At 55.2% G+C, this 15,226-nt stretch carries 7 protein-coding genes; 2 read left to right on the top strand and 5 right to left on the bottom strand.

Annotated elements, in window-relative coordinates; genetic code table 11:
• The first annotated feature begins 173 nt into the window (after positions 1-173).
• Together WX88_RS18765 and WX88_RS18760 are read left to right on the top strand one after the other, a co-directional pair.
• Positions 174-1,073: a YicC/YloC family endoribonuclease gene (locus WX88_RS18765; RefSeq protein WP_046245933.1), complete on the top strand. Its 900-nt coding sequence runs from the start codon at positions 174-176 to the stop codon at positions 1,071-1,073.
• A gap of 375 nt (positions 1,074-1,448) precedes the next feature.
• Positions 1,449-1,943: a hypothetical protein gene (locus WX88_RS18760; protein ID WP_046245932.1), complete on the top strand. Its 495-nt coding sequence runs from the start codon at positions 1,449-1,451 to the stop codon at positions 1,941-1,943.
• A 57-nt stretch (positions 1,944-2,000) separates the two neighbouring features.
• Here the strand turns inward: WX88_RS18760 and WX88_RS18755 are convergent, their stop codons facing one another.
• The 5 genes from WX88_RS18755 to WX88_RS18735 all read right to left on the bottom strand — a co-directional run bounded on the left by WX88_RS18755 (position 2,001) and on the right by WX88_RS18735 (position 15,122).
• A complete protein-coding gene (locus tag WX88_RS18755; protein ID WP_082116144.1) occupies positions 2,001-3,779 on the bottom strand; it encodes a VanZ family protein in 1,779 nt (592 codons plus the stop codon).
• 33 nt (positions 3,780-3,812) lie between these two features.
• A complete protein-coding gene (gene gcvH / locus WX88_RS18750; protein WP_046245964.1) occupies positions 3,813-4,193 on the bottom strand; it encodes a glycine cleavage system protein GcvH in 381 nt (126 codons plus the stop codon).
• 159 nt (positions 4,194-4,352) lie between these two features.
• Entirely contained in the window at positions 4,353-11,867 is a 7,515-nt protein-coding gene (gene sov, locus WX88_RS18745) for a T9SS outer membrane translocon Sov/SprA (protein ID WP_231590745.1), read from the bottom strand.
• A gap of 125 nt (positions 11,868-11,992) precedes the next feature.
• Entirely contained in the window at positions 11,993-12,598 is a 606-nt protein-coding gene (gene ruvA / locus WX88_RS18740) for a Holliday junction branch migration protein RuvA (RefSeq protein ID WP_046245931.1), read from the bottom strand.
• 253 nt (positions 12,599-12,851) lie between these two features.
• Entirely contained in the window at positions 12,852-15,122 is a 2,271-nt protein-coding gene (locus tag WX88_RS18735) for an NADP-dependent malic enzyme (protein ID WP_197076846.1), read from the bottom strand.
• Positions 15,123-15,226 lie beyond the last annotated feature (104 nt).

Here is a 15,226-nt window from a genome sequence, read left to right as displayed (position 1 = left end):
TTTGCGCTACCAGTTAGTAGTAATTATTCTGCTGGTTTTTAGCTGCTGGCTGCTGGATTTATTATACTTTGCTCATTTTAGACTTAAAACCAGCAGTTTCAAGCTAGATTAGAAACAGCTGCTACAGCGGGCGCTGTAACAGTAGCAAGCACGCCTTACTCAGCTAATTACTGATGCTTCTCTCCATGACTGGCTACGGCCAAGCTCACCGCGAAACCGACTCTTACACGGCCACCGTCGAGCTAAAGTCTATCAATTCCAAGACCCTGGACCTTACTCTACGGCTGCCACGCTTCCTGCTGCCGCACGAGGTCGAAATTCGCAATACGGTAGCCAAAGCTTTGCTGCGCGGTAAGGTCAACCTCAACCTAGATTTTGTGCGTCCGGCGGCGGCCCGTATCACCAACCCTCTCAATAAGGAAGCCCTGATGGCGACCTTCCACGAACTTAAAGAAGTGGCTCAGAGTCTAGGGCTCCACACTAGCGAAGCGACCCTACTGGCTGCTTTACGCCTGCCCGGCGTCATTCCCAGCGCCGCCGAAGCCCGCGAAGCCGAGCCCATCGCCGAAGACGTAGCTTGGTCTGAACTGCAGCCCTTACTAATAGAAGCTCTAACAGCTATCCAACAGTTCCGGCAAGACGAAGGCAGCACACTTAGCGCCGAAATCCTCAGCTACGTGGCAGTCATCCGCCAACAGTTGGCTGCGGTGGAGCAGCACGACCCTGCTCGTATCGAGCACATACGGCAGCGCTTGGCGGCTCATTTAGCCGAACTCACTAGTCACGAGCAATTCAATCCGATTCGATTTGAGCAAGAGGTCCTCTACTATATCGAGAAGCTGGATATTGCCGAAGAGAAAGTGCGCTTGGCAGCGCATTTGGCCTACTTCGAGCAGGCGGTGCACCAACCAGATGAAGCAGTGGGTAAAAAGCTCGGCTTCTTAGCCCAGGAAATTGGCCGTGAAATCAACACTATCGGCTCCAAAGCCAACGATGCAACCATGCAACACCTCGTGGTAGGGATGAAGGAAGAGTTGGAAAAAATAAAAGAGCAACTAAATAATATTCTTTGAAGGCAACTCGTTTTGGCACGATTTCAGCCAATCACGTGCAGGTTATCTGCGTGTTTTTCCAAAATCAGGAATGCTATTTGCACTTTGCGAGGTATTTCTTCAACCAAACGTTTTCGCAACACCTCCCGCAGAGATTTTTGAAGCATGATTCAGATTATATTTATTGCAGACACAACCTTCCGATAGTTAGAATGTTATTACACCGTGATGCAACTTGTTTGTTGTAATCTCAAAAAAAATCGCAATATTTGTCCCCTGGAAGTTGGATACTTGATTATTGTATCTAACTTGGGTATGCAAATAGCAGTTACTCATTTTTTATCCCGAATCTGTATGAAATCTACATTTTTACTCTGCGTTCTAGGACTGCTGCTAATGGCTGCACGTCCTGTTACTGAAATTGAGTTGGTGAAGAAGCGGGTGCTCAGCGAGCGAGTGGAAATCCTGATTCCCAAGGGATTTGAGGTAATGACCGAGCAGCAGATGGACTTTGCTTACGCGAAGGCCCAAAGCCGTCCGAGCGTTATTTTCACCAATAACAACCTTATCAGCCTCGCCTTCAACTACAGCGACAATGATGCCGACCAAGATATGGTTGACATCTACTCTGGCTCATTTAGCAAGACCTACCACAAGCAATACAAGGAAGCAACCTGGTTTGGCGACGGGGTGAAGAATATCAACAACCGTAAAGTGGGCTACCTTGAGTTCATGAAGCCTGAAATGGGCCACGAAGTGTACACCCTGGTATTCTTCACCGACGTGGAAGGCAAGCTGATGATTTGCACTTTCAACTGTGCCGACCGCCAGAAACCCGAGTGGGAGCCCATTGCCAAGCAAATCATGCTTTCGTTGAAAGCCAAGGGATAAATTCTCAGGTAATCAGCAGCAAGTAGTCGGTAGTCGAACACAGGTTCGGCTACCGACTTATTTTTTGGGGGTTGGCGCAGCCCCTAACTCACCTATAAAGTCACGCACCAGCCCGAATGCTCCCGCGAAACCAGCCAGCGACAGGGCCTCGGGCCGGTCGTTGACGTCATGATAGGCAGTGCTGCCACCACGGGTATAGATAAAAAATGCGGGTACTCCCGCTTCAAAAAACGGCGCGTGGTCAGAATTGGCGGCGCGGCCGCGCGGTGCTAGCTGCGGAAGATAATGGTGCGCCTCGTTGAGAGTGACCAAACGGCGGTAAGGTGCCTCCAATACACGACCATTAACAACGGTAGCCCCTTGTTCGCCGGTACCCAGCAGGTCGAGATTGACAAGGAACTTGATACTTTTGAGCGGAATCAACGGGTGAGCCACAAAGTGGCTGGAACCAACCAAGCCGGCCTCCTCAGCCCCAAAGAGCAAAAAAACGATGGAGTAAGCTAGCCGGTTTTTGGGCAGGGCATAGTGGGCTGCCAACTCCAGAAGCAGGGCTACGCCGCTGGCGTTGTCATTGGCCCCGGGGAAATACACGTTTTTGCCCATCATGCCGAGGTGGTCGTAGTGAGCTGAGACAACTAAAAAGGAATCGGGCTGGGCAGTGCCGCGGATGAGGGCGGCGAGATTCTGGGTTTGATAATTGCGTTTTAAGTCTGCTTCGATTTGTAACTGCAGCTTCAGAGTTCCCCCACCAGCCGTCCAGTATTTGGCGTTTTCCAGCACGGCGATTTTAGTCTGATTAGCTTGCTCAGAGCTGAGCGACGCGATTAGCTTAGGCACTAGCTCCAGATGCACAGCCGACGAATCAATGGCTTGCCGGAGATAAGGAGGCAGACTAGGGTACTTCGTTTGGACGCGGGCCGTGGATAAAACAGCTCGCCCACTTGCCGGATGTTGCCGCAAGGTTTTGAGCCAAGTTAACTGAGTCTCATTAGTAGCAAGGTCTACAGTGTCAAGCCTGCTTACCCATAATTCGGTTGCGTTGATTGATTTTGCATCTGGCAGGACGATAAAATCAGTGCCAGGTGTAAGTACGGTCGCACGAATCGCCGGGGCTGGTTCCACAAGCGTCATTTTAACCTTGCCCGGAAACGTGTTTACATTCAGAGTAAAGGACTGAGTGTAATTGGGTGCCAAGGGCTCCAGTTTCAGGTCGCGCAGGCGGCTACGAAGGTAGGCAGCGGCGTTGTGCTCGCCCTGCTGCACGTAGCCGCGCCCATGCAGGGCAGGTGAGGTCAACTTCTCGATGGTGCGACGGGCGCGAAGCATATCCTGAGCGTGCGCCAGTGTGGGTCCGGCGCCAGCCAGCACTACTCCAAACCAGATAATAGAAGCCAATGGCCGCGTGCGGGGCTGTTGGCGGGTCGTCCACGCCGTGGCCAGGCCGACTGTCAAGCCCGCGCCAATAGCGTCGCTGAGCAAATCGGTCCAGTCGCCGTGCCGGCCCAGCCGCATGGTCATTTGCAGCACTTCTATCAGGCCTCCAAAGAGGGTGCTGCCCACAAACACGACCAACCCAGCGTGGCGAGCCAAACGGGGCCAGCGGCGTTGCCGCTTTACGGAGAACCAGCTTAGGCCCGCTAATACAACAAACACGCCCGCATGGGCCGCTGTGTCAAAAGACAACAGCTCCCAATTGGGCGTGTGTGGCATTTCATTCGCCGGCGTAAGGGTCAGTATCAGTACTACGGCGGCCCAGAGCAAGGGCAATGCCGCGTAAGGACGACCGGGGGGCAGTACCGGCTCTGGCTTGTGCGGTAGGCGAGAAGGAGTCGGCATCACGACGCACAAGCTAAAGCAGGTACTGCGATTTTACGCGCCAACCAACTCACCGTACGTTTCGGCGCTCAGCAGGTCTTTCAATTCCTCGGGATTGGCAATGGAGATTTTCACCATCCAGCCATCGCCGTAGGGGTCAGAGTTAACGGTTTCAGGAGCATCGGCCAACTTGGCATTCACTTCCAGCACGGTGCCGGTGATGGGACTGAACAGGTCCGAAACCGTTTTGACGGCCTCTACTGTGCCAAACACGTCGTGCTGGGCCACCTCTTTGTCGAGGGTGTCGATGTCGACGTAAACAATGTCGCCAAGCTCTTTCTGGGCGTGGTCGGTGATGCCTACATAGGCGATATCACCTTCAACGCGAATCCATTCGTGGTCCTTAGTATAATGCAGAGTGGAGGGCAGGTTCATTGGTTCAATGAGTGAAGGGTGAATGAGCGAAGGAGCAAAAAAACTCACGACAGCTCAAAAGTAGGCAAGCCAAAGCAAGCAGTCGAAATTTAGCGGAAGCAGCCGCGGGATATTTCTGCGCCAACTTACCACCTATTCACTCATTTTCTACTCATTCGCTTATTGCGCCAAGCTGTAGCGCAGCTGCACGCCGCCTTCGGAAGCTGAATTGCGGAAGGCATTGCTGATGCGCGGGGTGGTGACGGTCTGGCTGTAGTACAGCTGTAGGTTGAGACGGGTGTTCAACAGGTAATCGATGGTAGGCCGTAGCTGGAAGGTCTTCGAGCCATTGGTAATCGTGCTTTCAGGACGCCCCACATTGGCAGGAAGGATGGGCGTGGCGGCGCTGGGGTCTACCGAGTCGAGGATGCTACGCTGCACCGTAATGTTATCGCGGATGCTCAGGTCGAGACGAGCAGTAAGATTGTTTTTCAGCACCCGCTGCTCGCCACCCACGCGGAAGGGCAGTTTTAGGCTGTTAGACGCGTAGCCGAAGCCAATCACGAATTCGGTCGTGGACAGCTCCGTTACCTGCGCGTTGGTAATATTCAGCAGCACGGAGCGGTCGGTACGGTATTCAAGGCGGCCAGTGAGCTTGCTTACGGTCTGGAAATTTACCCCAATCAGCGGCGAAAGGCGCTCCACGATGCTCACCTGACCCACCACGTTGTAGGGGATGTACTGGCCGTTGCTGCGTTCGTATGGAAATTCTGGTGCTGAAGTGATGCTCGAATAATTATTCGAAGTAGTGTAGTTGCCCACACTGTAGGTCGACGCATAAGCGTGATTGAGGGTGAATGAACTAAAATACTTCTTGATGAGGGGCAGTTGTGCGAAGCCGTTATAGTCGACGCGCCAGTTGGGCAGGGGAATCATACTCAACAGGTCGAACTTCTGATCTTTATAACCGTCCGACGTTCGGCCCTGGTAGGCATCAACGAAGCTCTGCATTAGCACATCCTGCGAGTTATAGCCGTAGCCTGTTCCCCCGGGTGATGGGTTCAGCTCGGTCAACCGTTCCTGAACGATTTGGCGGTTTTTAACAAACCGGTCAAAGGCTTTCGACGTCTCACCATTGGCCCCAAGGTCGCCAAACAGCGTTTGGATGGTGATGGTGGACGTGTTGAACGAGCCCGTCCCTACCGACTGGGCCACGATGGGCACCGGCAGGCCAGTAGCGGGGTCAAGTTCAGGCGTCAGCGTCTCCTCATTCAGCCGCCGACGGTAGTAGGCATCGCGGTTGCGAGCCACTTGCTGCCGCGCATCCACTTGAATGTTGAAGTCGCGGAAGGGCTCCAAGGCAGTGCGCAGGGTCAGGTTTTGGGTGAGCAGCGAGCTGAACGCGGTATTCAAGTACTCGCTCTGGGGCGTGTACCAGCCGTTGTTGCTAGCCCGGTTGTAGAGGGTATTCAGGTCGTATTGCTGCCCTAGGATAAACGGCAGCCCCGGCGCGGAGAAATCATTATCTAACCCAAACGCTTTAGTCTTGGGCAGGTAACCAGGCAGCAGGGTACCCTGCGATTGCACAAAGGTGAAATTGATCGAACGGGCGGTCATCAGCGAGCGCAGCACGGCCTTCAGGAAACGGTTTTTCTCCTGAGTGGTATCGGGCTCGGCCGGAGTTTTTGCCTGGGGATTCTGGTCAGGCAAGGCTCGGCGCAGGATATCAGCGCGGCCACCCTTGGGTTTATTCCCCGGAGCCGGCGCGTTATTGATGATGTTTAGGAACTTCACCTTGTTATAAAGCTTCACCAGGTCAATCTTGCCGTTGGCAGTGATTTCAGCGTTGTTCTGAATGGTGTTGCCCAAGGCGAGCTGGGTAGTTGTGGTGTCGGTACCAAGCGGGTCGACAAGTACACGCTGGCCCGTGGAGGCCGCCTGCCAAGTGTAGTTGGCGGCATAGCGGGTATCGGCACTCAGCCAGTCGGTGAGCGGAAACTTATCGAGCGGCAGCCGATACGTCAGCGCAGCCGTCTGGTTGAAGTTGGTGGTTCGGCCGCCGCGCAATAGGTTCTTCTGCACTTGGCTACGGTTACGAATGGCTTCATCGCTTCCACCGATAGTGCGGCCGGGGCCTTCATCTACTACGCCCCGGTTGGTGGCGGTATAATCGAAAATCAGGCTCTTGGTCAGGTCCCACTTCAGGTCATAGATACGGCTGACATAGAACGCTTTTTGCACAATAGGCGCGCCGGCGCTAACGGGCAGCTCGCCTGGGTTCACTACGCGCTGCAGGAACCGCTCGTTGTAGCGCCGGTCAAGGTCAGTACGGAAAGAGAAGCGCGAGGGCAGCGGTGTAAAGTTCAGGTCCTGGAAGATTTTTAGGTACGGATTGTCCAATCCCTTAATCTTGCTCAGCGGCGTGTAGTTTTTGGGCGTAGTCTGGTACACGTAGGCCACGGCCGCAGTATAGGAGCGAGTATAGTCGCGCTCGGTGCGGATGTCGGTGTGCAGCCGGTCGGTGATGGAATAGCTAAGGGCTAGGTTCTCAATGTCCCAGGGCTTGGGCGTGGTGGGTGTGGCGTTGGGCTTGGGAGTACCGCGCTCCTTGCGCACGTTCAGCACCGAAATGCTTCGACTGGTGGTCTGGTCAGTAACCTTTTTACGGTATTCGGCCTTGGCTGCCTCATCTGGCCTGCCATCACGCACAAACTTCTGGAGGCTCTGGTCAAGCTTGGTGTCGGGGTCGAGTGGGTCGTAAAGCGGGGAGCGGCTTTCGCGGCCGACCTGCAGCAGCACCGGCACGCGGAGGTTCAGCTTTTCAGGCAGAAATTTCTCAACGGCTACCGTAGCATTCAGGTCGCCCCGGAATACATTGTCTGTTGAGCGTTGCTGCACTTTGTCCTGCAAGCCGCCGAAGCCCACGCTGGTGAAGCTGCCCGTCGCCGTGACGTTGGCCAAATCGGCCAGCTTCATGTTGAACCGGGCGGTAGCAGCATAGCCGTCCTGCTGCTCGAAGTCAAACACCCGGAATTCATCAGCCCAGAGGTTTACGGTCTTATTTGAAATCTCGACGCCATCAGTGTAAGGGTTCAGCACCCCAATCATCACACCCTGCACCGCCGAAAAATCGGGGTTACCCACTACCGTGATGGTGCCACCATTGGGCAACGTCACGCTGAATGGAACGTTGATAGCATTACCCTGATTGCGCTTGGCCTTGGCATCAATAAAGTCCTGAAACGCCACGTCAATGGTATTGGCGCTGGGCCACACTTCCTCGGGGTTCGTAGTGCCGGCAGGAGTCAGGTTCAGTGGCAGCGAGTACTGATAATAGTTCTGAGTGTAGTCGGTACCAATGCGAATGAATGCCTGAACTTCGCCGCTTTTGGTGTTTGAGTCATCCGTATCACCGTGCAGGAACATGCGCAGCCGCTTGTAGCGCAGCATATTGATAGTAATGTTCTTATAAGCAGCCTTGGCATAACCGTCGCGCAGACCAACCACTGCCAGGCGCAGGCTTTGCTCGTTCTGCAGGCGCGAGACACTGCTGCTACCATACTCTTTGTCACGCTGGATGCCAGGCGGCGATATGTAAGGAATCTTACCTGGGCCGCTGGCTACGGCCACCCCGTTTTCCTCCACACTCACCGTCGAAATATTGAAGGCTGTGGCATCGGTGAGGCAGCCTACGCAGGGCGGAGCACCCGGCCCCACGATGGGAGTAAGGAACCGCCGCCACTGGTTGGCCACGAACTGGGGCTGCACCATACGGAGCACTACTGGCTCCCGCCACCCCGTCATGTACATGCGCAGGAACCGAATCGATTTGAAGCCAAATGGTAAGCCGCCATTGCCCTGCACGGTGTTGTACTCTCTCACGGGAATGCGGAACTGATACCACGTCACGTTGTCGCCGTTCACGTTGTTCGTGACTTTGTCGATGATATAGTTTGAACCCACATCGAGGCCACCGGGGGCGAGATTCATCCGGTACTCGTAGTAGCGCTCCACATCCTGCACCACGTTGTCACGGTTCAGGTCTTCTTTATCAGGAAAGGCAGTCGAGCTGAGCTGGCTGTTTTCGGGCGAGTTGCCATCGTAGCCGTTGTAGTTTTTGTAGCGGCCCAGAATCTTACTGTCATTCTGGTCGTAGCTCGCGTCTAGGTGGTGGCGGAAGTCATCGCCGGAGGGGTCGGGCAGCGCATTATACTGCGCGCCGTACTGCGTCTGCGCTTTCTCATTGTCATTGTTCACCCCATCGAGGCCCACGTCTTGGCGCTGGCGGGCCCCCGGTGCGGCGTTGAAGGCATCGGTGAGGAACTGCTGGCGCGTGACGCGACCCCACACCGTCGGGTTGCTGCTTTCGTCCACTTCCTGCGGGTCATCACTGATGGGCAGGCCGTTCTCAAACTCGTGCTGGTTGCCATCTTTCAGCACGTCTTCGCTCACGTTACCGAGGTTGATAACCAAGTCGCCGCCGGAAGTGGTGGGTTTGTCGTTGCCGTCCTGGTCGGTGATGCTTACCCGGGAATCGGGAGCGCTGGGATTGGTAACTTTCAGGAACGGGTCCATCATCCAGAACTCCAGATATTCGATGTTGGCATTGTCAAAGTCGGTATCGAACGTAATGGCGCGGGTGATGCCCCCAAACTTATTGCGCAGCTCTGCGGCCGTGGCATCGGCACCCGTAAATAATTTACCGGAAGGGTCGATGTTAGGGTTGTAGTTGTAGGGGCCGCGCTCCTGCGGAAAATAAGCCATGTCGAACGTGTACTCGTAGCCGTTACCGCTCGACCCCAAATCTTTGTTCGGAAACACCTCATCACGCCGCACACCCCGGGTGTAATGGTTCACAAGGTCACCCGCCGAGATATTGCCCGGTACATTCGGCCCACTGGTGTAGTAGGTCTGGTCCACGGTGTACCAGGCCAGTTTGGCGCGTTGGTAATTGTAAGGCAGGCCCACAGCCGTGCTGCCCCGCACCGGCAGCGGTGTCGACGCCAGGCGCCAGGCCGGAATTGAGGCCAGCCCGCCCAAGGTGTAGGGTGTACGCGAGTTCTCAAAGTCATCGACGTACGATACCCCATTTTCCCCGTTACCCAACTGGGAGCGGCCCGGCAGCAGCTTGGCAAACTCGCCGCTGAAGGCTACCGTTGAAATCTCCTTCGTCGAGATAAAGGGCAGCTTGTCGAGGTATTTGGTCAGCACCCGACTGTCCTTTCGAATACTACCATCCAGCCCGACGATGGTGTTGTTGCCCGGCTCGTCGCCGATGTTTACGCGGTTAATGCCCGGCGCCTGGTTTTCGAGCAAGTGCAGCGCCGTAGCGCCAATATTCACGTCCTTGTTCAGCTGGTAGTCGAGGCGAGCCCCCACCAGCCGGCGCGGTTGCACCTGCACCAGGGCGTTCTTTTCAAATTCTACCCGCAGCTCGTTGGCCGAGTTGAGGTAGGCAGGGTTCAGGATTTTTACCTTAGCCTGATCATAAAATACTTGGTAATCGACGCCCTCCGTCAGCAGCGTCGAGCCCGAGCGCACTCGCACTGATCCCTGCGCAATGCCAATGCCGGGAAGGGTAATCTCGTCGGAGCCTGCCCCACCCTGGAAGCGCCCGCGCAGAAAGAACTTATCCTTTTCCTGCCGCTGCTGGGCATCGCTCTGGGTCTGGTCATACAGCTCCGAGTACACATATTTGTCGATGAGCGCTTGTTCGCCCGTGAGCTGGCTGCGCAGGTAGGAGCCGAACGGCTGCACGTTCGGGAAAATAACCTTCCCCAGTTCAGGGTCAATCGTTATGCCCTGGAAGAAGTCGAAATTGCCATCGGGCAGCTTGTCATTGTTAGAATTAACGTTGTCAAGGTTGAGCACCTCAATCAGGGGCCGGTTGGTGAGGCGGGCGCCTTCCTTCAGCGAAATCAAATCCACCCCCGTCTCGTCGTCTTTATAAACGATTTGCAGCTGAAAGTTGTCGCGCTGCAACTGCGAGGCGTTCAGAGGATAGATGTTTTTCATCATCAAATCCCAGGTCGGTGTGTTCCTTGTCGTCTGGCCAGGGTTCTGCGGATCGGGCCGATCCGTCGGCAGCACGCCAATACCGGGGTTGCTGGCCCGCAGCATCTTCAGGAAGATGACATCCTCTGGACCTACGTTGTTATAGTCGCCCGACAATTCTCCCACTTTATAGGTCTTGCCATTATAGAGGTACTCATAGCTCACGCCTAGTACTTGGTCGGGCAGCAGGGCCGTGTTCAGGGAGATATAGCCGAGCTGCGGATTGAAGGTGTATTCGCGCGTGTCGAGCTTACGGGCCCGCACCCGCTCAAAGTCAACGTTCTTGGTCAGGCCCTGGGCACCCTGCAAAAAATTATCTACGCCAATGTTATCGCGGGTGCCGCCCGTCACGGTGCGAAACTCGTCGTTAGCGTCGTTGTTGGCTGGTGACAGCGCAGTTGGACTACCCCTGCGGTATTTTTCCTGATACAGGCGAAAAGGTTCCCCAAGGTCCATCAGCGTCACCACGTTGCGTAGGCTTTCGGTAGTGCGGTTGTCGTTGGTCACGTACACCTCCACGCGGGTGATGGACACCCCGTCGCTCTGAATGGTAGGCAGGTTGCGCAGGGCCCGGTCGTACTTGTCGCGGAAAAACTGCGACAGGAAGAAGTGCCGGTCCCGCTCGTATTGGCTCACTTTGATTTCGTACTGCCGGCTCTGGGCACCATTCTGAATGCGAACTTCGTCGGCAGTACCGCGCACGGTGGCAGCCACGGCCGTCACCCCGAGCTTCCCAAACTGCAACTGGGTTTTAATCCCGAACAGATTTTGCCCACCCTGCACCAGGGAGTTAGTGAGCGGCAGGCTCACATTGCCCAGATCTACTTTCCGGACGATGTCCGTCTCTTCGCCCGCGTAGTCGAACTTAATCTGGTTATCAAAGTCGAACGACGCTTTGGTGTCGTAGTTGAACGCCAGTTTGAGCTTGGTGCCAACTTGTCCCGTGAGGTTGACGTTGATGTTTTGCTCGAACAAAAAGTCGCCCACGCTTTGCTGGCGCAGTGTTAGGGCTGGGTTTTCGTTCTTATTAAACCGCCCACCAAATTTGAGGGTGACCGAGCCCGCCGGCCGAATATCGACATAGCTGCCACCAAAAATACGGTTGGCAATGGGCCCAAGGTAAATTTTGGGAATCAAGCGCTGGGCTTGGGGCGTGCCGGCCGCTGCCGCGGGCCCCGTAACGCCGCCCTTGGCCTTGTCCCGGTAATAATTGCTGATGGCCTGGCGCTGCTGGAACTGCTCGTACTCCTTGTAAGAGAGCACGCTCGGGTCACGGTAATCAATATTGGCTCCTACTTTCTCTTTAACGTCAAAGTTTTTCAGACTATCGTCAACCGTGACGTCAAGTTTTACGTTTTTAGGCAACGGTAGCACCAACGGAGACTCCCGACGGCCCGGCCCAAAAGGGCTACCCGGACGGTCGTGGGCCCGCACCCGCGGGCGGCGGCTGGGCTTATAAGGACCCGTAGTATCTACCACCGCGCCACCAGGCCGGGGAGTATCGGAAGCCAGCGCACGGCTGGCACGGAGCAACGCTCTGGTTAGGCGTGCGCCAGCTAGTGGTGTGGCCTGGGCCCACCACGTCAGCAACGACGCAACTACAACAACCGACGCGGGGAGTAATTTCTGACCGGATTTCAAGCAGGATAAATGAATAGTGGCATGGGAGGTTAGGCCCATGTCAGGCACGGCACTTCAAATAGGTAGCGAGTCGCGTGAGACAATCATCCGTGCAATGGTGCGAATCCAAGAATTCACGCCATAACTCAATGCGACTTCAAAGCAAATTTAATCAATTCCTCAACGCTCAGCTCCCCACCGTGCTTTTGCTGAATCTGGTCCAGATTCTTCTCGGCAGCGGCGCGGGCAAAGCCCAAGGTTACCAATGCTTGCAACGCTTCCGAGCGCCGCGTATTGTGTTGGCGTGCCAGCGGCACGGTGTCAACACCTGCTTTGGCGAGTAATTCGTCCTTCCGCAACTTATCTTTTAGCTCCAGAATTACGCGTTGAGCCGTCTTAGGGCCTACGCCTTTGATGCTTTGAATGGCCCGTACGTTCTCGTTCACAATTGCCTCCCGAATTTCGCCTACGCTCATGCTGCTCACCATCACGATGCCCGTACCCGGCCCAATGCCTGACACTCCAATGAGCTGCATAAACAGCGCTTTTTCGTTGGGGTCGAGGAAGCCGTAGAGGGTTTGTCCATCTTCCTTGATGTGTTGGTAAGTATAAATTTTTGTGGTAGTGCCTTCGGCCGGCAACTTGGAGTAAGTGGCCAGAGAAATGCGGACCTCATAACCAACGCCGCCCATATCCATGATGGCAAGCGTGGCATCTTTGTAAGCGAGTTTACCGTCGAGGTAAGCAATCATAGACCGTAATTAGGGGAAACAAACGAAATTCTTTGGTGGCTAGGCAACACTAGCGACGGGTTTTTACTTCCCAAAAATACTGTCTTCTTAGCCAAAAATATTGGGCAAAATGAAGAAAATGAGAGGGAATCAGCAATAACGGCATGCCAAGCGATAAGAAGTCTCTCGTCTGGGGTAGCAGCCTACTTGGTTGAATTGCTACCCCAGACGATAGACTTCTCATCGCTTGGCATCACTTTTTTAGAACCTTTCTCTACAGCGCCTTGCGGCCCATCTGCGCGTCTACCACAGCAATGGCGGTCATATTCACGATGTCACGCACGGATGCCCCAAGCTGCAGGATGTGTACGGGCTTACGCATGCCCATCAATACGGGGCCAATCACTTCAGCACCACCTATTTCCTGAAGCACCTTGTAGGCAATGTTACCCGATTCTACATTCGGAAAAATGAGCGTATTGGCGCCTTTGCCCGCGAGGGGTGAAAAGTCGTAGTGCTCCTGAAGCAGTTGAGGGCTGAGCGCTACATTGGCCTGCATCTCCCCATCAATCAGCAGGTTGGGGAAACGGGCTTTGGCAAGCTCCGTGGCCCGGCGGGTTTTTTCGGGCAGTGGCCCGGAGTTTGAGCCGAAGTTGGAATAGCTGATAACCGCCATGCGCGGCTCGGTATCGAAGAACCGCACAGCACGGGCGGTGAGGCCGATAATCTCCACCATTTCCTCCGCTGTCGGGTTGATGTTCACTGTTGTATCCGCAAAGAAAAATGGCCCCTTCTTGTGCTGAATGATGTACATCGATGAAACCCGGCGGACGCCTTCCTCGGTGCCAATTACCTGGAGCGACGGAATAATGCTCTTGCCGTAGTCCTTAGTAAGACCAGTGATGCAGGCGTCAGCCTCGCCGGTTTCCACCATCATGGCGGCGTAGTAGTTGCGCTCGCGCATGAGGCGGCGGCCTTCGTAGAGCGTCATGCCCCGGCGTTGGCGCTTCTGATACAGCAGGTGGGCGTACTCGTCACGCTTGCCGTCCTGCTTCAAAATGTTAATGATTTCACAACCTTCCAAATCCAGGCTGTTCTCACGGGCAATAGTTTCAATTTTATCCTGCGGGCCAAGTAGGATGGGAAAGGCAATTCCCTCATCGCGCAGAATCTGAGCGGCTTTAAGAATTTTGTAGTTATCGGCTTCCGCAAATACCACCCGCTTGGGGTTGGCCCTGGCAGCAGAAGTCATGCGGTTCATCAGCTTCTGGTTCACCCCCAAGCGAGCGCGGAGCTGGTCCTCGTAGGCCGTCCAGTCTTCAATGGGCAGGCGGGCCACGCCGCTTTCCATTGCGGCTTTGGCCACCGCCGGGCTGATGCTGGTAATGAGACGCGGGTCGAGTGGCTTGGGAATGAGATAGTTTCGACCAAACGCTAAAGTATTGTCACCGTATGCCTTATTCACCATTTCGGGCACCGGCTCCTTGCTTAAATGAGCCAGCGCGTGCACCGCCGCCAGCTTCATAGCTTCGTTGATTTCGGTAGCCCGCACGTCCAGTGCCCCCCGAAAAATGTAGGGGAAGCCCAGCACATTATTCACCTGATTGGGGTGGTCGGAGCGACCGGTAGCCATGATGAGGTCGTCGCGGGTGGCCATGGCCAGCTGGTAGCTCACCTCGGGGTCGGGGTTGGCCAGAGCAAATACGATGGGATTAGCGGCCATGCGCAGAAGCAAACCGGCCGGTAGCACATTGGCCGCCGAGAGTCCGAGAAATACGTCGGCCCCTTCCATGGCTTCTTCCAGCGTGGTGAGGTTGCGGCTGGTGGCAAACTGCATCTGAATGGGGTCCAGATTAGTCCGTTGAGCATTGATGATGCCGTCCTTATCGAACACCACTACATTGTCCTTATGCAGGCCCAGGGCCAAGTACAGCCGCAGGCACGACACGGCCGCTGCTCCGGCCCCACTCACCACCAGCTTGATTTCTTCAATGCGTTTGCCCACGATTTCCAGCCCGTTCAGGAGTGCTGCCGACGTGATGATGGCCGTGCCGTGCTGGTCGTCGTGCATCAGCGGGATATTCATCTTCTCCCGCAACTCAGTTTCAATCCGAAAGCACTCCGGTGCTTTAATGTCCTCCAAATTGATACCGCCAAATGTGGGCTCCAGCGATTTTACGATGCGAATAAATTCGTCCGGGTCGTTGGCGTCAATCTCAATATCAAAGCAGTCGATGCCCGCGAATTTTTTAAACAGTACACCCTTGCCTTCCATCACCGGCTTGGAGGCGGCCGGGCCTATGTTGCCCAGCCCCAGCACCGCCGTGCCGTTGCTAATAACTGCAACTAAGTTGCCCTTCGCCGTGTACTTGTACACATCATCGGGGTTGGCAGCAATTTCCTTGCACGGCTCGGCCACGCCCGGCGAGTAGGCCAGGGCCAGGTCGAGCTGTGTGCTCATGGGTTTGGTAGGCACCACCTCCAGCTTGCCAGCGGGCTCCTGGGAATGGTAGTTGAGCGCGTCCTGTTTGTTTATTTTCAGCATTGGGAATTCTTCGAAAATGAAAACGGCCACGCAGACAGCGCAGCCGTGCAAGGCGAAATTACCGCGAAATGCGCAGCAAGGCCCAGTTTGTTTTACATCTAGTC

Source organism: Hymenobacter terrenus (assembly GCF_000972495.1).
GTDB lineage: Bacteria > Bacteroidota > Bacteroidia > Cytophagales > Hymenobacteraceae > Hymenobacter > Hymenobacter terrenus.
The sequence above is the reverse complement of the archived record's forward strand: the minus strand, read 5'-3'. Positions and strand labels throughout refer to the sequence as shown.

Coding starts and splice junctions, on each gene's coding strand:
- ruvA (WP_046245931.1), bottom strand. CDS start 12,598: ATGATTGCTTACCTCGACGGTAAACTCGCTTACAAAGATGCCACGCTT.
- gcvH (WP_046245964.1), bottom strand. CDS start 4,193: ATGAACCTGCCCTCCACTCTGCATTATACTAAGGACCACGAATGGATT.
- WX88_RS18760 (WP_046245932.1), top strand. CDS start 1,449: ATGGCTGCACGTCCTGTTACTGAAATTGAGTTGGTGAAGAAGCGGGTG.
- WX88_RS18755 (WP_082116144.1), bottom strand. CDS start 3,779: ATGCCGACTCCTTCTCGCCTACCGCACAAGCCAGAGCCGGTACTGCCC.
- WX88_RS18765 (WP_046245933.1), top strand. CDS start 174: ATGCTTCTCTCCATGACTGGCTACGGCCAAGCTCACCGCGAAACCGAC.
- WX88_RS18735 (WP_197076846.1), bottom strand. CDS start 15,122: ATGCTGAAAATAAACAAACAGGACGCGCTCAACTACCATTCCCAGGAG.